Here is a 23045-nt window from a genome sequence, read left to right on the forward strand (position 1 = left end):
CGGTCTGCTCGAAGCCACTGACGGTGATGTTGGCCTCTGGGTAGAGCTTTTGTGCAATACGGCCTGTTACGCTGTCCAGCTCCACACCGTAGAGCTTGGAGCTTGCCATACTTTCGGGGAGCACCCCCAAGAAATTACCCACACCACAGGCAGGCTCCAGCACGTTGCCCTTGGTGAAGCCCATTTGGGCGAGGCCATCGTAGATGCTCTGGATCACCGTGGGACTGGTGAAGTGGGCATTGAGGGTGGAGGCTCGTGCCATGTTATACTCATCTTCAGTGAGAACTGCTTTTAGCTGGGTGTACTCGCTGGCCCAACTGCCATTGTCGGGGTCAAAGGCTTCGGGGAGACCGCCCCAGCCAATGTATTGGGAAAGGATAGCCTGTTCCTCTGGGGTAGCGTTACGCCCCTCTGCCTCTAGTTTTTGTAGCGTGACGATGGCGATGAGATTACGCTGGAATTTCTCACGCTTGTTGCCCTCGCCCAGAGCCATATCCGTGATGCGGAAGTTGTGGGCAGGGGTGTTTTTGAGGGCTTGCTGGGCTTTCCATGCCTTAAACTGCTCATACACTTCTGGGGTCATGGCATCCCCTAAGATGTTGCCCATAGGGTCAATGGCGGTGGTCTGGGTGGTGTAAACCATGCTCCCAGACTTGCCCACGGTGTACTTCACACCCTCGGCATTGTAGCCTATGACATCCCTGTCATTATATAGGGCATAGTCCAAGGTGGCCTCAATATCCTTGAAGTCATTAAAGAAAATAAGGTCGGGGGCAGTGGGTGCTGGCGGTGTTGGCTCATGGAATTTGCCAGCCTCCATCAACTGCCCAATCCGTCGCTGGACTTTCGCCCAAGGCAAGGTCTCTGTGACCTCGTCTACGGTGACGGTGAAGTGGGGCAAATCCCCTCCAAACTCCTGTTGGAGCCACTGTGCGGTGCCACGCTCACGGCTGTGGGTTGCCATATAATCTGCCACTCGCAAGGCACTGCTAGGGATGCCGTTCCACTCTAAGAGAGCTTGGTCAATGTCCCCTTGAGTGATGGTGGGAATGGGGGTAGGCTCTGGCTGGGCTTCTTCTTGTGCAATCCGCTCTACATCTGCTGTGACTTGGCGGATAAAAGGGTCATTCCCCAGTGCCACAGGGTCTACCAGCTGTCCGTCCACAATACCCGATTGTGCCAAAGCCTCCCTAATTGCTTGTGTATCAATATCAGAAAAGTCATCCTCTGGCTCCTCTTTGGTGCCGTGGTACAGGGAGGTCTCTCGCTCCCCATTTTTCAGCGGTGCCACCACAAGGTCAAACCCCTTGGACAGTAGATCGTCTCTAATATCCTCCAGACGGTGGATGGGAAAGGCAGTCATGGGGACGGTGCCCTCGCCCTTCACGTCACGATGAGCAAGAAGCAGATTACTTGCCTCGGCTAAACGCTCTGCATCGCCATGGTAGGCCTCAAAGAAATCGCCCATTTGGAATAGGACAAGCTCATCCGCATAGTCTCGCTTAATATCCAGATAACTCTGCCACATGGGGGTGACTTGTGGCTCTGGAGGGGTGTTATCCAGCCCCACCACACCAGCTTGCTTTGCCTCATACTGGGCTTTTTCCTCTGGGGTGAGGTAGTTGCCAGTAGCGATAAGATTACGAAGGAGTTTTTCCGCAGCAGTCCATTTGACGGTGACTTTCTTGTTCTCGGCATAGACATCGAAGATAAGCCCCTTGGATGGCTCATGGTTGACAAAGCCCCTTGTGCCATCTAGGAATGTGTGGCTATGACCGCCCCAGCCGTATTCCTCTTTCAGCCACTTGATGGCATCGGTGGGAGTAGGGCTACTCTGGTACAGCTCATAAACACGCAATTTGCCGTCTACAAAGCCAGTGCCACGGCGAAGTTCATGCTCAATTTCTTCCTCGGAAATAGCAAAAGCGGACGGGCTGGGCGATTTCACTCGCTCCTGCCTGTCCGCTATGGTTTTGATTTGCTGTGCCTCGCTGGGGAACATGGAGAACTGCTCCATGGGGGTATCTGGGTTGGAATTTAAGCGTACACCAGCTCCGTCAGAATGACTTCCTCGGCCTGTGCCCTCAGATTGTTCATGTGCCCCACCCACTCCATCTGGTGCTTCATCTTGTCGGGGGCTGGCTGTTTCACCAGCAGTTCGCTCATCATCTGCTCCATCCGTCTGTCTGCCGTCTGGTCGATCTCCACCAGATGGGGGTGGAGCTTCTCGCTCATCAGCAGATGGTTGAAGGTCGCTTTGCGGTGCTCCATCAAGAATTTCTTCCGCATCCGTCCGTACTTCCCAATGGGGGTCTCCTGTGGGGCCAGCGTGAGGTCGGGAATCAGATAGTCCCCGCTCTGTGTGTAAGTCATGTTCATATTGTTTGCTCCTCTCTAATTTGGTGATGATGGTGGCAATTTCTCGCAGGATTTGCTCAGACTTCTCGCTGACAGCGGTGCCCAGTAGGTTTGCCGTTCCGCTGGTGTTAAAATCAAAGATAGCGGCGAAGTCCAAGTGGTCAAAATAGTGTTCGGTATCCAAATTGCAACGGCTCATCAATGTGTAGGCGATGCTGGTACTGGTGGCATTGACGAAGGCAGAGTGCAGATTTTGGTCATCCAGTTCTTCTAAAAAGCTACCTTCCACCAAGTATCGCAGTTCGTCTTTGGCATCTTCATAATACTCCATTGCCAGATCGTACGCAATGTTGTCGAGGACAAGGGGCAAGTTGTCGCCGTCCGCATCGTGCTGTGTTTTCAAATGAGCCATGACATCTTTGTGGTAAGACTCCTCCATTGCCCACAAAACAGGGCGGCGAGATTGCTCCCTACCGCCCGTATCTTTTACATCAAAGACATATCGAATTTTATCGTTATCCCCCGTGGGGTCAATGAGGGCAATGCCGGTTGCCCCACGTCGCACATAGCGATTCATGGTATTGTTCCACAGCCCAAATTCGGCACAGGCCGTGGCATCGGGTCGCTGGGCATGGATCATCAGCTGTTCATGGAACGGATACTTGTAGAGCCGTCCCACAGTGGAAAGCAGTGCCGTCCAGTTGGCGAGACTGGCTGTGGCCTGCGTGGTGCTCACCTCATAGAGCTGGGCAAGTTCGTGTTTCGTTGGCATGGTTGGCCTCCTTGCTTTACGCAAAACGGCACCCATCCGTTAAGATGAGTGCCGTTTACTTAGAATATTTAAGATATTGTCATTCTTCTACTATTTCAAATTCACCAATCGCTTCAATCAGACGGATTCTCAGAGCAGAAGCCATATCTTCGTCGAATACTTCATGGGTCTTTCCAGCTTTGTCTACATAAGTTTCGGTAGCGGATGCAATAATGTAATCCTCATAATGCTTGCAAATCGTAGCGATTGCATCCTTGTCACCTTGTTTTGCGGCTTTGATTACCTCAAGTGGCACCAGATTATTCTGTTGCTCTGCGGTGGATTCATCCATCGGGGGATTATGGGACGTATTCATAGATATTTGCCTCCTTTTCGATGGTATCAAGTACATAGCCATAGTTTTATTATACACAAACATCGTCATGAACACAATATACGTTGATATAATTACTCAAAATCCCCCACAAGCTCTCCCTTGACTGCCTCAAACTCCTCATCGGTCATGCTCTCCAGCTTGGTGAGGACACTGGCGGTCAGTTCTTTCAGCTCGGTCTCGTCCTCCTGCAAATGCCCCTGCATTTCGGAGAGGTTTGCCATCAGCTCATTGCGGGTGTCGGCGGTGTAAATGCACATCAGATTGGTTTCTTCAACGGTAAATTTCATATCATAACGACCTTTCTGCATCCTTCTTGGGTGCCTTTTCTTTTTTGGGGTGGGATTTTGCTGTTGCTCCCGTTTGGTGGCATCCAGCAGTTCCATGAGAGACACTGGCTTGCCATGGCTGGCATCGTGCTCTAGCTGTTCTACCGTGGGGAGGTTGTTGATTTGCCCATCCACCATGTTGTAGTTCTGCTCCGTGGACAGCTCGGCGGTCTGGAGGTAATTGGGAAGTTCCGTGAAGCCGTAGCTATCTACATAGTGATAAGATACCACGCTCCCACGCTGGAGGGCAATGATGTCGCTGACGGACAGGGAGTGCCCCTTGAAGTCCACTGGGTGGTTGATGTTAAACTGGTCATAGAGTTGGTTTAGGATTTTGGTATCACTGTCGCTAGGGTTGGCGATGGGGGCGGAGTAGATTTCGTCATAGCCTTCTTTACGCACAGTCAAGCCCTCACGCTCCAGCGTTTCCAGAGAGGTGAAGCGGTGGTAGTGGTTGGCCTCGTCCTTGCTCAGCTGATAGATGGTGTAGGTGGCTGGCTCTGCCTCTGCCACAGGTGAATGATCCACACTGCGGTTGTAGTCCTTCATTACCTCTAGCTCCAGATGAGCCGTCCAGTCCTCTTTCTCAATGCCAAACAGCCCCTCGTGGGCGGCGATTTCTTCCTCCTCAAAAATCATGGCCTCGGTGTTGTCTGGGTGGAGGGCATAGATAGCAAAGCCCTCACCAAATAGCTCTAGGGCACGGGCTTTCTCCATGGGGAGCAGTTCTTCGGCGGTGTAGCCGTAGGTATGAGCATCGGCAACGGACACGGTGGGGTCTGGGAGCTGATAGGGCGGATTTTCGGGAGCTTGCACAGGTAATTCTACCGTCTGACTTTCCAGAAAATATTCCAAGTCGTCAAAGCCGTTCCATACATCATCTAGCACAACTTTGCCCTCAACATCCACGATGATACAGGCGGCATCACCGCCATGCTCCTCATGCTCCAGCAAGAAATAGTCCGTGCCATTGATGGCAGTGGCATCAACCACATACCACGTCCCCAAGTGACCCTCAACGGCAATTTCGTAGCCGTCATAGGCAATCTTGCCTCGCAAGTCATCATCCGTCACGAAGGGTACAATGTCCTCTCGTCTGGCACGTTGTTCCTCTGGGGTCATCCGAAGATAGGCGTTGAGTTCGTGAAACCCTTTCCAAACACCGTCTAAGACCACGGCACCCTTGGCATCTACAATCAGCTTGGTACCCTTTTCGCCATACAGTTCGCTCTCCAACAGGAAATACTGGGCACCATCCTTGGTAGTTTCATCAGCTACTCGCCAAGTGCTTTGCTGATTTTTAATAGCAATATGGGTGTCACCCACAGCGAGGACGGCTTCAACGGGGTGTGCTGCTACTTGCTCCTTCCGCACTTGTTCAGCCTGCTGGGACAGGGCTTCTTTGGCGGTCAGTGGCAGTCGCACCTCGAAATCCTTGTGGTAGGTCAGCTCGCCTACCTCGGAGATATGGGCAACGGTGGTGTAGTCTCCGTCCGTCTCATCGAGGTAGTTCCACACGGTGGTGCCGTTACCCAAATGACCGTAACCAAAGACAAATCTTTCGCCCTCACGATTGGAATACAGGGGCATCTGTCTGTCCTCGAAGTCGGGTGCCATTGCAATGACAGGGGGTGCAATTTTGCTATACATCATAAACTGGACGATTTTGGACATCTCCACCAGCTCTGTCTTTTCGGTTAGCTCGTCATAGTCCACTCGTTTGAGCTTGGACAGATCCGCAAAGGGTGGTACATCACCCTCTGCCAGAAGGTCTCTCGCCACATCAAACACTGTCCACTCTGGGTCATCGTGGACGCCACCATCAATGAGGTTGTAGTCCTTGTCAAAGAAAGAGTAATCATTGCCTTCCTCTACGGAGAAAATAGCGAGGAAACTGCCGTTCTCCAGCTCAAAAGCAACGCTGTCCACCTCTGGCTCCTCTTGCTCAGTGGGTACATCAATGCCACGTTCCTTGACAATCTCACGGAAATGGCTGTCGATGCCAGTGATGATAGCGGAGGCGGTTTTGTTGATGGTTTCCAAGGAGGCTCGAAGTTCCTTCAGTTCCTTGCCTTGGCTCCAGTTTGCGATATAGCCCAGACTGTTTTCGGCGGTCTCAATGCCGTAGTAGCTACACACGGCATAGGAAATACTCTCGGCCTCCACCTCCTCGGTACGGCGATTCTTGCCATCGTCCTTGCTGTGGAGCATGGCATGGGCAACCTCATGGATGGTAGCAGAGACGGTCTGGACTTCGCTCATATCATCACGGACGGCAATCCGTTGGGTGGTGGCATTAAAAAAGCCATCCGTATCGGATGGCATGGACTCCATGAAGATGGGGACGGGGGACGTTCGCTCCACCGCATCCATAAATGCAGAGAAGTGGGCTACGTTGCCCGTGAGATCGCTGGACAGGGTGGGCAGTGGCTCACCTTCGGTCTGGGATACGTCAAAGACGGAGACCACACGGAACATGGGGATTTGCTTCTCCACTTCCTCGGTTTGGACTTGCCCGTTGGCATCTAGCAGTGGAGCCTTGGTCACAGGGTCGATTTTCTCCTGTTGCTCCTTGATTTTGTAGGGGGTGGGGGCAATGATCTTAATGCCCTTTTCCCCCTTTTTCACGTTACGGTGGAAACTGTCTCGCCACTTATTAAACCCAGCCACAACAGTGGCTTCGGGGTTTTGCATGGCGATGAGCATGGTGTTGTTCACCGAATAACGGTGAAAGCGGCTCATGGTGCGGAGATACTGGGCATATTTGTCGCTGGCAAAGAGGGATGTGATTTCCGTCTCAATGCTATCGGTAATCTCCTTGAGCCGTTCCTTTTGGGTTAATTTTTCTGCCATAGGGATACTCCTTTCTTAACTCGACAAGAGCTTTTACGATGGATTATCTACTTCCTGTCGTAAAGATTTCAATTCTGCGAAATAATCAGTGGATTCGTCCGAAAGGATTTCACTCAATCCGTAGGCTAATGCGGCAAATTGCCAAATGAACAATCCACCTTCCTTTTCGTAAAAATTGAGGTACACATACTCTGTGCCATCCTCTGTCTTAATTCTTGCATACCTATCAATCATCTGCATAATCGCATTGGCATCGGTTGCAAAACTACCTTCATATAACAAAGCATTGTGGCTCAAACCAAAGCGAAGTGCATTATAGCTTGTCTCGTCCAACTTCAATCGAATAGGTGGATAATTTCTTTTCATTTTTTGACCTCACTTTCTTTTATTGGGTGCTTTCTTTTTATTCTCAAACACCATCTTAAAATTCACAAATCCCTCGCCTTTATCCTCCATCATCACGGTGCAGTCATAATTCCGCCCTGTTTTTTCGGAATAGCAACCAGTCAGCTTGACTTTGCCATTGGCTAGGAGTTCTTTTGCCAGTTTGGGGGTGAGACTCTTTTTCTTGGCGGTGAAGAAGCGGTTTGCTTTCCAGAGGGCGAAGCCACAGCCCTCGGTGGCACAGCAAAAGCCCTTTTTGTTCTCGGTAACAGTGCCGCCACAACGGGGACAGGTGCCTACCACCTCACGGTCTGAGGGGAAGATGGTGGCGGCACCCTCCACAGGCTCGTAGGTGTCCACCAAGGTTTTTACCGTGGAGCAGATGCCCTCCAAGAAAGTGCTGGGGGATAGTTCGCCCTGTTCCACCTGTTTGAGCTGGGTTTCCCACTCAGCGGTGAGTTCGGGGGACTGAATAGCTTCGGGAAGAACAGTGATGAGGCCATTCCCCTTGTCCGTGGCAATGAAATGCTTGGCTTTCTTGTCGCCCTTACGCTGGGCGAGGCCTGTTTTCACCAGCTTTTCCAAGATGCCTGCACGGGTGGCAGGGGTACCGATGCCCTTGCGTTCGCCCTCGTCCAGTGCGTTGTTTGCGTTCTCCATGGAGGCCAGCAGGGTATCATCCGTATAATGTTTCGGTGAGGTTGTCTTACCCTCTTTGACGGTGGCAGAGGGAGTGAACACCTGTCCCTCCACCACTGTGGGCAGAGGGCTTTCACCCTTGGTTTTGGTTTCTTTATAAAGAGCTTGCACCTCTTTCCAGCCACTTTGCAGGACAGTCTTGCCCTTGGCGGTGAAGTTGTGCCCCTCGTGCTGGGCAGTGATGATGGTCTCTCCATAGCGGTGGACTTCCCCCACGGCAACGAGGAGGCGAATGGCGATGAGCAAGAGGGTCTCACGCTCCCCGAAGGGTAGGGACTGGACATCCAGCCCCTTGGCCTTCATGGTGGGGATGATGGCATGGTGGTCAGACACTTTGCTGTTGTCCACCACTTGCTCCATGTGGATGGGGTGATTTTTGCCGTCAAAAAGCCCTGCCACAGCGGAGGCCACGGCAGGGATGGTGGATTTCATATCTTCGGTGAGATAACGGCTGTCCGTTCTGGGGTATGTCACCAGCTTTTTTTCATAGAGGGACTGGGTGTAGGTCAACGTCTGTTCGGCGGTGAAGCCCAACAGCTTGTTGGCTTCACGCTGGAGGGTGGTGAGGTCGTAGAGCTTGGGAGGTTTTTCAGACTTCTCCTTGGTCTCCACGGTGGAAATCACCAGATTTTTGCCGTTCATCACAGATGCAATTCCCTCGGCTTGGTTTTTGGCCTCCAGCTTATCCCCAGCAAGGACGAGACCATCACAGTCCAGTTGGACGGTGTAAAAGGGCTGGGGCACAAAGGCTTTGATGGTGGCCTCACGTTCCACAATCATGGCGAGGGTTGGGGACACCACTCGACCAATGTTGAGGGTCAGCCCATAAATGCTGGAAAAGAGCCGTGTGGCATTGATGCCCACTAGCCAGTCGGCCTGCGCTCTGGCGAGGGCGGCTTGGTAGAGATTATCGAAGTCGGAACCGTCATGGAGATTGGCGAAGCCGTCGGCAATGGCACTCTCCTCCATGGACGAGATCCACAGCCGCTTCACAGGCTTGGTACAGCCAGCTTGGTTGTAGACCAGACGGAAAATCAGCTCACCCTCTCGCCCTGCATCAGTGGCACAGATGATGGTGTCCACTTTTTTGTCTGCCATCAGCTTTTTCAGCACAGAGAATTGCTTCTGAGTGCTGGAATTGGTCTGGTACTGCCAGTGGCTAGGGATAATGGGCAGGGTCTCCTTGCTCCACTTGGCATACTTGGGGTCATAAACCTCGGCAGAGGCTAACTCCACCAGATGCCCCACGCACCACGATACGATATAGCCCTTGCCCTCCAGATACCCGTCGTTGCGACGGTTGGCACCCAAAACGTGGGCGATGGACTGAGCCACGGAGGGCTTTTCTGCGATTACTAATTTATGTGTAGTCATATTCAATCTCCTCTTGCATTTCTGGGTAAGGTGTGTCCACAAGGGCATGAATCCCCAGTACGGACAGCTCGTAATGGATGAAGATGCGCCCCTTTTGTGTCCACTTGGTACGCACCACAGCTTTTGTCTTTTGCACGATAATGGTCTCGGATTTGGTCAAGCACATATCCATATACTTTTTATACAGTATCCACTGACCGCCGACTTTCCGATGTACCTTCAATTTGTGGAGGATGCGGTTGAGCTGAATGGCAGAAATACCGTAGTCAGCGGCAACTTGGGTGGAGGTCATGGTACAATCACTCTCCAGAATGGTCTGGAGGTAATCTAGCTTTGGCTTGGCCTCAATGAGTTGGGTGGAGAGTTCCTGCTTTTCCTGCTGGAGTTGTTCCAGTGCTTCACTCAGTCGTTGGGGGTCACGAAGCACATCGTCTTGCACATAGGCACCGTATTTACGGAGGGAAGGTAAAACATCTTCAAATACCCAGCGTTCAAATTCAACGGCAGCAGGGAGCTTGCTTTTGACAATAAGACGGTAAAGGTCTGGCTCATAGAGAAAAATGAGTTCCTGCACACCGCCATTTGTAAGGGAGGAACGTTTCGTTCCTCCCTTACAATGATCTCGTAATGCCTTGCGTGGATTTGCATAGCCTAAAGCCATTGCAACGTCTACACCGCAAAACAGTACATTGCCTTTGTCACCCATAGTGGTGCGTATCTCCCCAAAAAATTCATGGGTGAGCACCTTCAATTCCATATCCATCCTATCCCGCCTCCTTGCCCTTGGGCTTTTCCTCCTTGGAGGTGAGGACTTTCTTGGGTGGTGCAGGGGGTTTCTCTCGCACCATTCTGGTGGAGTTCATCATCATTCGCTCGAAGGGGCTGTCAGTAAAATATCTCATGGGTTGTCCTCCTCTTTCTGGGGTGGGTAGTCGTCCTCATCATCGTAGATGCTCAAATCCACACCGTCCTTGTCTTTAGATTTCCCTTTGACCACCAGAGCGTAGTAGGCACCGCCACCCACCAGAGCAATCACCGCCACCATAGCAATGATGGCAGAGGTCGAGGTCGTCTCGGTAGTTTCTACTTCCTCTACTTCTGGGGTTTCGTCTACTTCGGGGGTGATGGTTGGCTCCTCCTCCACTTCTGGCATGACGGTGGTGCCGTCAATGAGAGCCAGCAGATCGGCCTCGTCCACCAGATTCAGAAAGTAGACGTTTTCGCTGTCCCCATCACGGTCAATGATGAGATAGAAATAGTTGCCACTCTTGCTCTGGAGGGTGATAAACTGCTTGCCCTCGGTCTCTGTGTCACCAACATCATCCACCAGTGTGAGATTGCCTTCTGGGGTGAGTACATTGGTGGTAGTGTCCTCTGTCATAGCCTCCTCGGTCACGGTGGTGTCTGGCTCTGTTTCGGTAATTTCGTCAGCCAGTGCCGTTGTTCCCAAGGTCAACACAAGGGTGAGGACAATGGGGAAAAAGCGAAGTTTAGACTTCTTCATGGTAGGTTTCCTCCTGTTGTTGTAGTACAAAAGGGACACCGCCAGTACGGTGCCCCTCTAAAAATGCCTTAAATTCTGCTTCGGTGACATTGGCCCCACGATAGAGGCTAATGATTTCTAGGTTTTCCAGCTTGATTTTCTCCTTGCCCAGCTCATCCAAACGAGCCTGTAAGTCGTTAATCTTGGCTTGGACTTTCTCCATCTCGCCTATGACCTTTTTGATTTTAGCGTTCATGTGTCCTCCTGTTCAGTTCATAAGGCCGTAGCCCAAAATTACACTGCTATCCAGTGCGTAGTCACGGATTTTACAGGCATCGCCAGAGTTGCCCTCTACGGTGTAAACACGATCTCCGTCTGTGCCAATGACAATGCCCACATGGTCGGCGCTGTTGTCGCCATCCCAGTCGAAGAAAATGACATCACCAGCGGCAATGTCAGCATAGTTGCCAGAGGCCCACTGTCCCTGTGATGCAAACCACGGCACACCTTGGGTGGAGCAGGAGGCAAAGACTGGCTCATCGTACCCCGATTGGTCTAGCACCCACGAGACGAAGCAGGCACACCATTCCACTCGACTGCTGAAACCGTACCACGACCAGTAAGGCTGACCGCCCACGTTGCCCTCTTGGGCAAGGGCGATGTCTACGATGGTCTGGTTGCCTGTGCGTGTGCCATCCACAAAGACCACGTTGCTGATGTCAGTGGATGGGGCTGTATTGCTGGTGCCACCACCAAAGACGTAGGGGTTGTTGCCTTGGGTCTCGATGTAGATTTCGTACTGCACCAGTTCCTCGGCAGTCAAAAGATTGCTGGCTACGGCCTCCAACCCGTGATTGACGAGGGTGACGTTGAGGGTGGTGTAAGTGTAAGGAAAACCATCATCGTCATATCGGGTCTCGCTTTCGCTAGTGAGGGTCAAAGTGTATTGTTCTTCAAAGATGGTGCCCAGATAGTCATTCACTTGGTCAGCGGTGTAATACTGGTACTTTGCTGTTAGAAGTGCCGCTAGTTGGTGTGCATCGTGAAGGATGGAGTCCAGATTGTAATTGTACTGGTCATAGCCTGCGTAGTCGGTGGGGATGTTGTCTATCTGCTGGGTCAGTGCCGCCTCCAATGCGGTGTAGTTGGCCTCCACTGCAATCAGTTCCTCGTTCTCCGAGGTGTAGGAGCTGGACACCACTTGCCCCACGGCTCCTTGGAACATGGTGGTCATAGCACTTGCGGCGGATAGGCAGATAAGCACCAGTAGGAATAGTGACACCATTATCAGCCACAGCTTTGGATTTTTGGTGATGGATGAGACGAGGGCTTTTACTCCATCACGCACCTTTTCGGCGGCTTTTTTGGCAGTGGTAGCGGTGGTCTGTGCTCTATTCTTGGCACCATAGCTTTTTTGCAGAGCCTTTTTCCGCTTCTGCCGTTGATAGAGTTTTTTACCACCCTTTACCGTCTGTTCTCCAGCCTGCTCCGTTCCATGGGCGGATTGTAACCCCAGATTGTCGTCCTCCTGCTTGGAGATTTTATCGTGAAGTCCCCGACTGGTTGCCGAGGCGGTGCCGTGAATCAGCTTGGAGGGAGACTTGGGGGGCGACTTCGGAAGGGTTGCCCCCTCCTTTGCTTGGCTCCCAAATTTAAGTTTAGATTGTTTTTTCATGGCATCACCATTAAGATACCGCTTCGTCCAGCTTGGTGGTCATAATGCGGTACAATTCTGTATCCTTGGGGAAGTTATCCACGAAGGGCAGAAGTACACCGCCGTAGTAGATAAGTCCCTCGCCAGTGCCAGCATTTTGGATGTATCGTGCTTGGTCATCGGAGATGCCCAGTCGCTTTTGTAGGGCAAGGCGGTCATCGGTGTGCTGGTTGAGCATATACACAAAGTCTGAGTTACCAAAGATGTTGGCAATCTGCTGAGACTGCAAGAAGTCCTCCACATTCTGTGTAATGCCTGTGGGAATACCGCCCCATTTACGAAAGCGTTTCCAGATTTCCACGGAATAGGCCGCCGTCTGCTCCTCTTTGAGTAGCAAGTGAAATTCATCCACATAGTAGCGTGTGGAGCGTTTTTCTGCCCTGTTGACGGTGACACGATTCCAAATCTGGTCTTGGACAATGAGCATCCCCAGCTTTTTCAGTTTCTCACCCAGTTCCTTGGTATCGAAGCAGACGAGGCGATTGTGGATGTCTACGTCGGTGCGGTGGTTAAACACGTTGAAAGAGCCTGTCACATACAGTTCCAAGGCTCCACTGAGGGTCTGGGCCTCTGGCTCCTCCTGCTGGGAAAGTGCGTGGTAGAGGTCACTTAGAATGGGCATCTTCTCTGGAACGGGGTCTGCCAGATAGGGGGTGTAGATGGTTTTCACACAGCGGTCAAGAATGGAAAGCTGTCTGCCCGTCAAGCCACCAGTCTGATTGTTGGCAATCAGTTCGCACAAAGAAAATACAAAGTCGGTTTTCAGTGCCAGTGGGTTATCGCTGTCACAGTTTTCGAGGTTGAGGTCTAGGGGGTTGATATGCTGCTTGCTGGTGGTGGAGATTTGGATGGTCTGCCCATGAAAAGCATCCACCAGTGGGCCGTACTCTGCCTCTGGGTCTGCAATCAAAATGTCGTCATCGGTGACGAGGAAGGCATTGGCAATCTCACGCTTTGCAGAGAAGGACTTGCCAGAGCCGGGAGTGCCAAGAATGAGGCCGTTGGGGGTTTTCAGAGCCTTTCGGTCAACCATGATAGGGTTGCGAGAGAGGGTGTTTAGCCCGTAGTACAGCGGCTCACCCTCTGTTTGAAATAGCTCTTGCGTGGTAAATGGGACGAAGATAGCGGTGCTGGAGGTGGTCAATGACCGCTTAATGGGGACGAGGTTTTTACCCAAAGGAAGTGAGGACAGAAAGCCCTGCTCCTGTTGATGGTCTAACCGTATAAGCTGGCAGTTTCGTGCGTTGGCGATGCCAGCGGTCTGGAGGAACAGGTTATCCAGCTTGCCCTTGGTCTCCGCTGAGTTCACCACAAGGAAGGTGATAAGGAACAGTCGCTCATTATTGTGTTCCAATTCCTCTAGGAGTTTTTTGGCCTCGGCACCGTAGGTTTTGAGGTCGGAAGGGAGAATGTCCATGTCGTAACCCTCACGGACGGCCTTTTTCTGTTCCACAATGGTGGTGGCATCCAGATTGGTGATGGTGCGTTTGACCATCTTCACTGCCCGTTCTTGGTCGAGAGCCTCAATGTGCATAGTCACAAGAAGATTTTCCTGTAACTCTAAAAATCTGGACAGTACATCGTCCTCTAGCTTGGGTGCAAGGATTTGGAGAAAGGACACAGTGCCAAGGGTATCCCCTGTTTGAAAGAGGTTGCGGTGCCCAAAGGTGAGGGACTGTGGTGCAATGAAGTCCTTTGCACCCATGCCAGAGGGTGCCATCCACTTCCAATCAAACTGGAATGAGGTGTCCCCTCGTAGTCGGAGGGTGGTGTGGAGGAGGTGCAGTCGTTCCTTGCCGTCCAGTGGATGATGGGGTACGCCCAGCCGCTTAAACTGGTCGCATAGATCGGCTTCGATACGCTCTAACCGAGGCTTTGCCGTTTTGAAATTGTCGGCCTCAATGCCAAAGGTGATGTACTTGGTGCGGACGATACCACGGTTGCCACGGGAGAGCTGATTTTGGAGCATCTCGTTATACTCTGAGCGAACGTGATTGAAGTCGTCCTCTCTAGGGTAGATATAGATGCCCTCCCCTTGGTTACTCTCGGTGGTATTAAGGAAGGAGAATTGCACCTTAATACTGGGGTCGAAGTAGTTGAGGAAGTTGCACCAGTTATCGAAGATGGCGGTTTTGGTTTCATCCTGTGCAATACGGTAGTTGATGTCACCGAAGGCAATGGTTTTGGTGTAGAACTTACTGTCCACTTGGCAAATACCATCGGGGGTAATCCGTTCAAAAGGAATGGTATCCTGTGCGGAGAGCTTCTTGGGGGACTTCTTTTTTGCCTCGGCCTCCGCTGAGGCAATGACCTGTTGCTCCTTTTTGGAGAGTTTGGCTTTGTTCTTTCTGCCTTTGACGATGTTGCGCCGTTGGCTGTTGAGTTTGCTCTGTCGCACCAAGGCATCGTAGCCGTTATCGGTCTGATAAGGACGATTTTTAGGGCGAGTAAAGCGGTTAGAGATGACGTTCTTCAACACCACCTCCAAAGGTTGTCCATGTCGCTCAAACATCGCCAGCAGGAAAAAGGGCATCATCAGCACCATCATCGCCATGACAGCGGCACTGGTGCCAATGTAGTCCTTGGTCAAGAAGAACACGGGCAATCCAACTGCCAAGGCAATGGAAAAGCACACCAGCTGACGTTTGGTGAGATTAAAAACCACCTTCGTCTTGACGTTGGACAGGTCTTTGGGGACGTTGACATAGGCCATTATCGAGCCTCCTTGTCTTTCTTGGGCGGTTTTGTTTTGGGGACGGTCTCCGCCTGTTGCTTGGCAAGCTGGGATGTAACCGAGGGCTTGCGGTCTGGGGTTTCTTTGGGAACAACGGTGTTGCCAGCCTGTTTCATGCGGTAAGCAAATTCGTGGATGTGGTAGAGGTTATCCCCCACCTCCACATGGGTGGGGTCAATGAAACGACAAGTGCGATTCATTTTCTCCCCATCATAGCCTGCGGTGATGGTTACACTCTCGCCATCAGCAAGGTGGAACAAGTCGTTGTACTCAGTGTCGATGAAGCGGATGCCCTGTTGGGCATGGTCGATGTGCATATCCAGCCACTCACGCTTATAGCAGAAAACGTAGAAATTGTAGGCTCCTTGGCTGGAGTCAAGTCGCATCATATAGGTGTGGTTGGGGGTGTCGGCACGGAGGCCGTAGGAGCTGTCCTCAATGGGGCAAGTGGATTGACTGTAACAGCGTTTTGCCATGGTGTCACGGTCTTTGAGCACCCCACCATACTGGGGGTCGAAGCGTAGGGCATGGATGACATCGTTAATCTCTGCCTTAAATTCTTCGGTTTTCAGCTCTTGAAAATGGTCATTCCAAGTGGTGAAAAACCCTGTACCGTTGCGGTCAAAGTCGCCCCTTAGATGTCCGATGGAGCCTGTCTGACCTTGGAGCTGGGTGGATTGTCGAAAGGTGTATTTGGTTTCTTCGGGCAACATGGCCCGTAGCGTTAATTCCATGATGATTACCTCCTAATGGTTTAGTGTGCCGAGAAAATAGACTTTGCCAGCGACCCCGTTTTGAATAGGGCGAAGCACAGGAGAATGGTATACATGAGGCACGTCCAAATGGCATCAATGGGGTCTCCACTGGTGGAGATGGACTGAATGAGGATGGCATAAATGCCGATGCAGACCATAATGAGAAACCCTTGGAAACCAAGGGCACAGAGGGATTTGATGTAGTTTTGTCCGATGTTCCATTCACGGTTGCCCATGGTGGATAGCGGAATGGCGGCGAGGGAGGTCATGAGGTAGATTTCTAGCATACGTCCGTAAATGATGATGAACACGCAAATACCAAGAGCCTTCATCACAAAGCCGAGGACGAAGCTCTGCAAGTATAGCCCCAGCAGAGCGCCTACCTCCATGCTCTCTAAGGTGCTCTGGAGGTTGCTCATGCTATCCACGCTGACCGAGGTGCTGGTGGAAATCACCCCTGCCGCATTTTGGATCACAGACTGTGCCACGTCGAAAATGGCCATTACGATGGAGAATGTGTTGGTAACAATCATCACAGCGATACAGGTTTTGAACATCCACTTAAAGATAGTGAAGGTCTCGAAATCGTGGAAGTTGTTACGCTCCATGACCATTTGAATTAGCTCGTAGCACATAATAAACGTCAATATCATGCCAGCGATGGGTAGTATGACGGCATCTGATAGGTTTTGAATCATGGTGAACACTCCACTGTTCCACTGGGAGGGGGTCATGCCCACGTTGGTGGCAATGGAGGCCACCTCATCATTCATAGTGTCGAAAATGCCAGTCAAGCTACCCATGATACCATCAACGAGCATGGCTTTCATCCACTCGTTGATGGCTTCAAGGATAATGTCCATAGGCGGTTAAAAGAGTGAGGACAGCAGAGGGATGAGGGTGGTGCCAATGAGAGCGATGCCGCCGCCAGCCATAAGCTGCTTGATGCCCTGCGACTTCGCACCGGGGTTGTCGTTGCCATAGCCCTCAAGGAGATTGATAACGCCCCAAATGGCGAGGCCCGCACCGATGGCGATGACCAAGGTGCCCAAAAGGTCAACAGATGTCGTAAAAAATGTCATAGTCATTTCCTTTCTTGTTCAAAGATAGTGGATAGGGTTATTGAATTACCCCGTGGGAGAGGCTCGTATTGGGTGGCTTTTGTCATACATGGGAGCCACGTCCTTTCGTAGAGTTATATAAAAAAGCAGAGCAGAGATAAAATCTCCGCCCTGCTGAATTTGGGAAGGTGCTATAGATTAGTACCCAGTCTTGGGTAGGGTGATGGTAATGCCGAGGTTACGCACGATTGTGACCCAGTTGGCCTCCTTGGTGATCCAAACAGTCTCGTACTGACCGCCAACGTCAGCACGGTTGATGATATTGTAGTCTGTGGTGGTACTGGGGTTGACAGACACGGACAACGTGGGCTGTGTTACCGACTGGAATCCAGCAGGAACAGTGCCAAAGTCGAAGTAGATGTCCGTTACCACCTCGCCACTCATCAAAGGAATGGTATTAAGCGAGAAGGAGTAATTATTGGTGGTCAAGAGGTTGCTGGACAACACTCTATAATCGTTGTAGTTCGTTTTATAGAGGATTTGGTAGTAGCCCCACTGGTTATAAGTGCCTGTGGTAAGGGTGGTTGCAGTGGTCACATCGGTGGGGATACGGTCATGCCAGTAGAAATTGTCCAAAGCCACGTTGGAGGTGTTGGCAACGGTGAAATTGTAGGTCATGGTTGAGCCAGCCAGCACCTCGGAAACCCCCGTTTTGGTGATGGACACGTCCAACTCAGCGGAGTAGTTATAGCTTGCCAGCTTGATAATCTGCCCTTCATATTCCAAGGTCACGTCATAGACCTCGCTGGACAGCTGGTAGTAAGCTGGGGCAGATACCTCGGTGACGATGTAACGTCCCAGAGGCAGGGGGTCAGAGGCGGCAATGCCACGGCTGTCGCTGGTGATGTAGCCCACCACGGCACCTGTACGGTAGTCGCTGATTTCAAAGGTAGCTCCAGAGAGGGTCGAGCCAGCGGTCACACCTGTGACTTGATTGGTATCTCCTGCATACTTGGTCACTTGAATCTGCCCTAAGATGGGTGTGTTTTCCCATGTAATCATAGTTGTTCCACCATACTCCACATAGAAAGTTTTCACCGTGGTGTCGAGTATATAACCGTCTGCGGCCTCGATTTCACGGGCATAATACTTGCCGTCAGTCAGTTCGCTGTCGATAAAGACATAGCCATTCTGGTCGGAGGTGTAGACCCCGATGGGATTGTTTTTGCTGTCAGAGACAAGAAATTGCACCCCATAGATGCCCTTGCCTGTCACGCTATCCACCTTGTGGATGAGAACGGAGCTGGCTTGGGTGTTCTTGATGGTGATAGTGGTGGTTTCGCCATCCACCACCTCCACATTGTGGGGGGTGCTGTCCAACAAATAGCCGTCAGCGGCTTCGATTTCTGTGATGGTGTACCAGCCAGAGTCCAGCTCTGTGAGGTAAATCACACCGCTAGAGTTGGTTGTGTAGGTGCCTACATAAGCACCGTCCATCTCTCTGACTTCAAACTCGACACCTTTGATACGGGAGCCATCATCGGCATCTTTTTTGATAATCGTTAGCCCACCCAAGGGGGTATTTTCAAAGGTGAGCGTTTGAGTATCGTTTTCGTAGATGCGGACAGTTTGGGAGGTGGAGTCGAGGATGTAGCCATCTGGTGCTGACACCTCCGTAACAATGTAGGTATCTGGCTCTAGGTCAACAATGTGGATTTGACCGTATGCGTTGGTGGTGTATAATCCATTGCTGGAGACAGTACCGCCATAGTTTGCAACATAGGTGCCGTCCGAGGTTGTCACTTTGAATACTGCTCCAGACAGAGCTTCGCCTGTTACGCTGTCTAGCTTCTGGATAATCAAGCCACCAGTGGGGTCATTATAAAAGGTGAGGTTATGGGTCTCGCCGTAGATGAGTTTGACGGTCTGAGGGGTGCCGTCGAGGACATAGCCAGACGGTGCTGTTACCTCCGTAACGATGTAGGTATCGGTGGCAAGATTGGGGATGTGTATTGTGCCTGTTGCATCGGTGGTGTAATAGCCGTTGCCTGTGCCCACCACGGTGCCATCATCAGTGGTCACTTTGAATACGGCATCCGCCAGTGGCTCACCAGTAGAGCTGTCCAGTTTGGTGATGATGAGACCACTGTCGGGCTGATTTTCAAATTCCACCATGACAACATCCTGTGTTTCCCCAGAGATGTAGACCGTTTCGGGGGCATCGTCGATGATATAGCCCGATGGGGCCTGTGTCTCTTGAATGATGTAGGTGCCTGCTTCAAGTCCTGTGATAACGATGGTGCCGTTGACCGAGGTTTCATAGTTGCCGATTACTGTGCCACCTGTACCAGAGGTGCCCGCCAAATAAGATACAGAGAATTTTGCACCTTGCAGGACTTCGCCTGTAACCGCATCAACTTTTTTGATGACAAGAGCGGACAATGGAATGTTTTCAAAGGTCATGGTTGCGTTTTCATTCCCGCTGAGGTGGAGTTCCTGTGTCAGCGGCTCTTTGAGGGAGTAGCCGTCGGCTGGTTCTAGTTCAGTGACCGTATACCAACCCTCGTCTAATGCAAGAAGTTCAAATTGACCATTTGCATCCGTATAGTAGGTGCCGAGGTTCTGTTCTTCACCTGTGGTTGTCTTACTGGATTGATAGGTCACGGAGAACAGTGCCCCAAGAATGGGATCGCCAGTGATGCTGTCGATTTTGTTGACTTTCAGAGTAGGCTGACGGTCATTCTCAAAGTCGAGAGTGTAGAGGAAGATGTTATCATCCATAGCGACTTCTACCGTCTGGGGGGTGTCATTTAACACATACCCATAGATAGTGTCCACCTCAGTGACGGTGTAGGTGCCAATCTCCAAGTCCTCGATGAGGATTTCACCGTTGGCATCCGTTTTGAATGTGCCAATGGATACGGTGTCACGCATGACATTGAAAGTTACCCCCTCCAGAGGACTACCATCTAGGCTGTCCACTTTGGTGATAAGGAGGTCGGAGCGAGGGATATTCACAAAGACAAAAGGAGTCAGCGACTGCCCGTAATACATCTGGGCTTGCTGAGTGTCGATTTCGGCATCATGGTATCCATCTGGTGCTTGGGTTTCGGTGACATAGACTGTCCATCCATCGTTGGTGTCGTTGCCCAGATAGCCACCATACTGGTCATAGGTAATCGTAAATTGACCGTTTTCGTCGGTGGTAAAACTACCCACATAGGCGGCATCAATGGTCACGCTGAAGGTAGCACCTTCCAACAGCTCGTTGGTCACAGAGCTACGCTTCTCCACGATAATTGCAGGATACTCAGCATTGGTGAAGGTGAAGGAGCACAACTTTTGTCCCAAAATCATTTCGTTGGAGAGGGTGGTGATGTCGCTCATCAAATAGCCGTCTGGGGCGGACAACTCGGTGGCTGTCACCGTCCATGAAGTCTTGGACTGGTCAAGATAAATACCATAGTCCTCGTAGGTCAGTGTGATGAGGCCATTTTCATCCGTGACAAAACTACCAAGGGAAGCGGTGTCCAATCGCACTTCAAAGACAGCGCCACTGATGGGCTGGTTATCGTTGCTAGAATCCAGCTTTTCAATCTGGATGGTGGGGGCGGCGTAATTGGAAAACTCAAAACTGACAAGCCCTTGGTTACGATTGAGGACTGCTGTCTGGGTGTTGTCGGCATTGAGCAAATAGCCAGAGGGGGCACGGATTTCCTCCACCTCAACCACCCACTCATTGTCGGTGGTGACGCCCAGATATTCGTAGTAATCTGCGTAGCTGATAAGGATTTTTCCGTCGGAGCCTGTGGTGTAATAGCCCATGGTCTGGGCATCAATGCTGACTTTGAACAGAGAGCCAGCCAGCGCACGGTTGGTGTCCTCATCGGTCTTGTAAATCTCAATCTGGGGGTAGCTGTAATTCCCAAAAACATAGGATGCCACGGTTTGCCCACGGACAACCGTTAGCTCCTGTTCGTAAACATCGCTGACGCTATACCCAGACGGTGCAGCTGTTTCGATGACCTTAATCACCCAACTGTTGGCGGTCAAATCTAAATGACTACCGTAGTCGTTATAGTCAAGGGACACAATGCCATCGTCGTCAGAGTAATAGGTGCCAATCTGCACACCGTCGATGTAGACGGCAAATTCAGCACCAGCCAGTGGCAACCCAGTAGCTGAGTCAATTTTAGCAATCTGGATTTCGGGGATTGGGTCATTCACAAATTCCAATGTCGCAAGGGTCTGGCCCTTCTGGATTTCGGCAGTGATGACGTTGGTATCACTCATTAAAAACCCTTCGGGAGCCTGTACTTCAGTGACAGTCAGTGTCCAAGAATCGTTGGTACTGCTCAAAAATTCACCATACTGTGCGTAAGTGATGGTCGCCACACCGATGGAATTGGTGGTGACTTGACCAATGGGGGTGCTGTCAATCTGCACGTCGAAAACGGCACCAGACAGCCCCAAACCAGTGGGGTCGCTCTTGCGGATTTGAATGTCTGGGTACTCATAATTTATGAGTGAGAGATAATAGGTGTCGGTGTTCACATCCTCAACGTCCACATATACGCTTGCATAGGGGTTGGAGGATGCCACATATCCGCTGGGGGTCGATACTTCCTTAAAGGTGTAATAGCCAGTCTCTAAGTTATCGAGGGTAATGGTGCCTGCGGTCTCGGTGGCAATCAAATTGCCGTCCTTGTAAATCTCAAAAGTACCGCCGCTGATGGTGTTGCCATCGGCATCAATCTTGGTGAATTTAATGGTATTATTCTTGGGATTTTCATACACAAATTGCCCTGCATTGTTCTGCTCCCACTGTTCTGTGTCGCTGTTCCAAATACGCTCAAAGGTGATGGTCTCCACAGTCGCATCGGAGAGCGAGTACCCAGCAGGGGGCGAGGTCTCGGTGACGGTGTAGGTGCCCACTTCGATGTAGTTATCCTCGGAGCTATCGAGCCACTGGAGTTCAATCACACCGTCCTCGTTGGTCACAAGGTCGTAGGTTAGGCTACTTTCAACTTCCTTCAGACGGAACGTTGCACCAGCCAGAGGCTCCCCAGTGGCTTCGTCCAGTTTGAGGATGATGTATTCAGTGGGGATTTCGATTTTACTGTTGGTAATGGCACTGCCATTGTTGACCCATGCCGCTGTGGATGCACTGTTGTTGGTCTCGCTGGAAACGCTGACGGTGTAGGTCTGGGTGCTGGCGGTGTAGCCAGTGGGTGCCTTGGTCTCCACTACGGTGAGGGTGGTAGATGCACTGGATAACGAAAGAGCACCAGACACAGCATAGCCTGCGGAATTGGTGGTCATGGTAGCCAGTGCAGTGGTGCCCTCGTAAACGGTAAATTCGGCACCACTCAGAGGGGTGCCACTTTCATCTGTCTTATTGAGCTGGACGTAGCCCCAATATAAATCTTCTTCCAGTGTGTAATCAGCAATCATTAAATTCTGATTGACGGAATTGTTGGTCTCGTAGACATAGAAACTCCATTTGCCGTAGTCGCCGTTGTTATAACCAGAAACGATCATTTCCAGCAGTTCGACGGATGCCTCCAATGTGTGTTCGGTGCTAGGGAATACTTTGGTGAGGGCGGCCACTCGTTCCTCTGCTGCCATAGTAATCTGGTCGGGGTCAGTTGGGTCGTTAAACATTCCTGCTTCGGTCAACCAGACCACAGCGTTGACCCAACCCTGCACAGATTGGATTGTCGCATCAGACCAACCACTCACCCTAGCCCCTGTCAGCATAAAGGCAATGAAAGGGGCGGCGGCATAGTTGGTGCGTTCCTCGACATAGGTATAGGTGTCGTCCTCGTCCAGTCCGTCACCATGTTCTAGGCAAAATGCGTAGCTACTGACGGACTCACCACCGTAGGTATAGGTACTGCGGATGGTGCGGACATTGACGTTGCTTTTGAGATTGTCCGAGTAATATTTACCTAGCCAATCATCGTCATTGTTGTATTGTACCTTCACATCGGTGGGGGCGGTGCTACTGGTCTCTGCGGCATAGGCCACTGTTATGGGACTGAATAGACCCAACACAAGTGCCATAACGAGAAAGAGAGACAACCATCGCTTAGATGTGGTCATTGTCATAAAGAAATCCTCCTTGAATTTTTGTTGGAAAATAAAAAACAGCCG

16 protein-coding genes and 1 pseudogene are annotated in these 23045 nt (G+C 51.3%); 1 reads left to right on the top strand and 16 read right to left on the bottom strand.

The features are described 5' to 3' along the window. Positions 1 to 1300 precede the first annotated feature (1300 nt). Both RFF05_RS16110 and RFF05_RS16115 read right to left on the bottom strand, forming a co-directional pair. Positions 1301 to 2017: pseudogene (locus tag RFF05_RS16110) on the bottom strand (hypothetical protein); the annotation flags it as partial. Positions 2018 to 2037: 20 nt separating this feature from the next. After that, positions 2038 to 2373 carry a TnpV protein gene (locus tag RFF05_RS16115; RefSeq protein WP_409968033.1) on the bottom strand — a complete coding sequence of 112 codons (336 nt, stop codon included), beginning with the start codon at positions 2371 to 2373 and terminating at the stop codon, positions 2038 to 2040. 388 nt (positions 2374 to 2761) lie between these two features. Here RFF05_RS16115 and RFF05_RS16120 point away from each other — a divergent pair, with 388 nt between their 5' ends. After that, complete coding sequence (locus RFF05_RS16120) at positions 2762 to 3178, top strand: hypothetical protein (RefSeq protein WP_409968034.1); 417 nt, start codon at positions 2762 to 2764, stop codon at positions 3176 to 3178. Between the two features lie 31 nt (positions 3179 to 3209). On the opposite strand, the gene RFF05_RS16125 is transcribed toward RFF05_RS16120, so the two are convergent. From RFF05_RS16125 to RFF05_RS16190, 14 genes are all read right to left on the bottom strand, one after another. Next, positions 3210 to 3485, bottom strand: coding sequence for a helix-turn-helix domain-containing protein (locus RFF05_RS16125; protein ID WP_409968035.1), 276 nt, complete (start codon positions 3483 to 3485; stop codon positions 3210 to 3212). A 92-nt stretch (positions 3486 to 3577) separates the two neighbouring features. After that, a complete protein-coding gene (locus RFF05_RS16130; protein WP_409968036.1) occupies positions 3578 to 6685 on the bottom strand; it encodes a YodL domain-containing protein in 3108 nt (1035 codons plus the stop codon). Positions 6686 to 6718: 33 nt separating this feature from the next. Then, positions 6719 to 7051, bottom strand: a complete 333-nt coding sequence (locus RFF05_RS16135; protein ID WP_409968037.1) for a hypothetical protein — start codon at positions 7049 to 7051, stop codon at positions 6719 to 6721. 9 nt (positions 7052 to 7060) lie between these two features. Further along, positions 7061 to 9142 carry a DNA topoisomerase 3 gene (locus RFF05_RS16140; protein ID WP_409968038.1) on the bottom strand — a complete coding sequence of 694 codons (2082 nt, stop codon included), beginning with the start codon at positions 9140 to 9142 and terminating at the stop codon, positions 7061 to 7063. Beyond that, on the bottom strand, positions 9129 to 9905 hold the full coding sequence (locus tag RFF05_RS16145; RefSeq protein ID WP_409968039.1) for a phage antirepressor: 777 nt from the start codon (positions 9903 to 9905) through the stop codon (positions 9129 to 9131). The genes RFF05_RS16140 and RFF05_RS16145 overlap by 14 nt, the downstream gene beginning before the upstream one ends. Before the next feature lies 1 nt (position 9906). Further along, positions 9907 to 10044, bottom strand: a complete 138-nt coding sequence (locus RFF05_RS16150; RefSeq protein WP_409968040.1) for a hypothetical protein — start codon at positions 10042 to 10044, stop codon at positions 9907 to 9909. Continuing rightward, positions 10041 to 10646, bottom strand: a complete 606-nt coding sequence (locus RFF05_RS16155) for a DUF4366 domain-containing protein (protein ID WP_409968041.1) — start codon at positions 10644 to 10646, stop codon at positions 10041 to 10043. Before RFF05_RS16155 ends, RFF05_RS16150 begins: the two co-directional genes overlap by 4 nt. Beyond that, entirely contained in the window at positions 10633 to 10881 is a 249-nt protein-coding gene (locus RFF05_RS16160) for a DUF4315 family protein (RefSeq protein WP_409968042.1), read from the bottom strand. Before RFF05_RS16160 ends, RFF05_RS16155 begins: the two co-directional genes overlap by 14 nt. Before the next feature lie 12 nt (positions 10882 to 10893). Next, entirely contained in the window at positions 10894 to 12300 is a 1407-nt protein-coding gene (locus RFF05_RS16165) for a CHAP domain-containing protein (protein WP_409968043.1), read from the bottom strand. Between the two features lie 10 nt (positions 12301 to 12310). Beyond that, entirely contained in the window at positions 12311 to 15052 is a 2742-nt protein-coding gene (locus RFF05_RS16170; RefSeq protein WP_409968044.1) for a VirB4-like conjugal transfer ATPase, CD1110 family, read from the bottom strand. After that, positions 15052 to 15807, bottom strand: coding sequence for a hypothetical protein (locus RFF05_RS16175; RefSeq protein ID WP_409968045.1), 756 nt, complete (start codon positions 15805 to 15807; stop codon positions 15052 to 15054). Before RFF05_RS16175 ends, RFF05_RS16170 begins: the two co-directional genes overlap by 1 nt. A gap of 20 nt (positions 15808 to 15827) precedes the next feature. After that, positions 15828 to 16691 (bottom strand): VirB6/TrbL-like conjugal transfer protein, CD1112 family, encoded by an 864-nt coding sequence (locus tag RFF05_RS16180; protein ID WP_409968046.1) that lies wholly within the window; start codon positions 16689 to 16691, stop codon positions 15828 to 15830. A 6-nt stretch (positions 16692 to 16697) separates the two neighbouring features. Then, positions 16698 to 16910 carry a Maff2 family mobile element protein gene (locus tag RFF05_RS16185; protein WP_409968047.1) on the bottom strand — a complete coding sequence of 71 codons (213 nt, stop codon included), beginning with the start codon at positions 16908 to 16910 and terminating at the stop codon, positions 16698 to 16700. Positions 16911 to 17087: 177 nt separating this feature from the next. After that, on the bottom strand, positions 17088 to 23000 hold the full coding sequence (locus RFF05_RS16190; protein WP_409968048.1) for a collagen binding domain-containing protein: 5913 nt from the start codon (positions 22998 to 23000) through the stop codon (positions 17088 to 17090). Positions 23001 to 23045 lie beyond the last annotated feature (45 nt).

The organism is Bengtsoniella intestinalis, from assembly GCF_039719005.1.
Classification (GTDB): Bacteria; Bacillota; Clostridia; order Oscillospirales; family Oscillospiraceae; genus Oscillibacter; species Oscillibacter intestinalis.

What these genes read in the sequence shown, in the direction of transcription:
- RFF05_RS16115 (WP_409968033.1), bottom strand. Translation starts at nt 2,373, where the DNA reads ATGACTTACACACAGAGCGGGGACTATCTGATTCCCGACCTCACGCTG.
- RFF05_RS16120 (WP_409968034.1), top strand. Translation starts at nt 2,762, where the DNA reads ATGAGCCATGACATCTTTGTGGTAAGACTCCTCCATTGCCCACAAAAC.
- RFF05_RS16125 (WP_409968035.1), bottom strand. Translation starts at nt 3,485, where the DNA reads ATGAATACGTCCCATAATCCCCCGATGGATGAATCCACCGCAGAGCAA.
- RFF05_RS16130 (WP_409968036.1), bottom strand. Translation starts at nt 6,685, where the DNA reads ATGGCAGAAAAATTAACCCAAAAGGAACGGCTCAAGGAGATTACCGAT.
- RFF05_RS16135 (WP_409968037.1), bottom strand. Translation starts at nt 7,051, where the DNA reads ATGAAAAGAAATTATCCACCTATTCGATTGAAGTTGGACGAGACAAGC.
- RFF05_RS16140 (WP_409968038.1), bottom strand. Translation starts at nt 9,142, where the DNA reads ATGACTACACATAAATTAGTAATCGCAGAAAAGCCCTCCGTGGCTCAG.
- RFF05_RS16145 (WP_409968039.1), bottom strand. Translation starts at nt 9,905, where the DNA reads ATGGATATGGAATTGAAGGTGCTCACCCATGAATTTTTTGGGGAGATA.
- RFF05_RS16150 (WP_409968040.1), bottom strand. Translation starts at nt 10,044, where the DNA reads ATGAGATATTTTACTGACAGCCCCTTCGAGCGAATGATGATGAACTCC.
- RFF05_RS16155 (WP_409968041.1), bottom strand. Translation starts at nt 10,646, where the DNA reads ATGAAGAAGTCTAAACTTCGCTTTTTCCCCATTGTCCTCACCCTTGTG.
- RFF05_RS16160 (WP_409968042.1), bottom strand. Translation starts at nt 10,881, where the DNA reads ATGAACGCTAAAATCAAAAAGGTCATAGGCGAGATGGAGAAAGTCCAA.
- RFF05_RS16165 (WP_409968043.1), bottom strand. Translation starts at nt 12,300, where the DNA reads ATGAAAAAACAATCTAAACTTAAATTTGGGAGCCAAGCAAAGGAGGGG.
- RFF05_RS16170 (WP_409968044.1), bottom strand. Translation starts at nt 15,052, where the DNA reads ATGGCCTATGTCAACGTCCCCAAAGACCTGTCCAACGTCAAGACGAAG.
- RFF05_RS16175 (WP_409968045.1), bottom strand. Translation starts at nt 15,807, where the DNA reads ATGGAATTAACGCTACGGGCCATGTTGCCCGAAGAAACCAAATACACC.
- RFF05_RS16180 (WP_409968046.1), bottom strand. Translation starts at nt 16,691, where the DNA reads ATGGACATTATCCTTGAAGCCATCAACGAGTGGATGAAAGCCATGCTC.
- RFF05_RS16185 (WP_409968047.1), bottom strand. Translation starts at nt 16,910, where the DNA reads ATGACATTTTTTACGACATCTGTTGACCTTTTGGGCACCTTGGTCATC.
- RFF05_RS16190 (WP_409968048.1), bottom strand. Translation starts at nt 23,000, where the DNA reads ATGACAATGACCACATCTAAGCGATGGTTGTCTCTCTTTCTCGTTATG.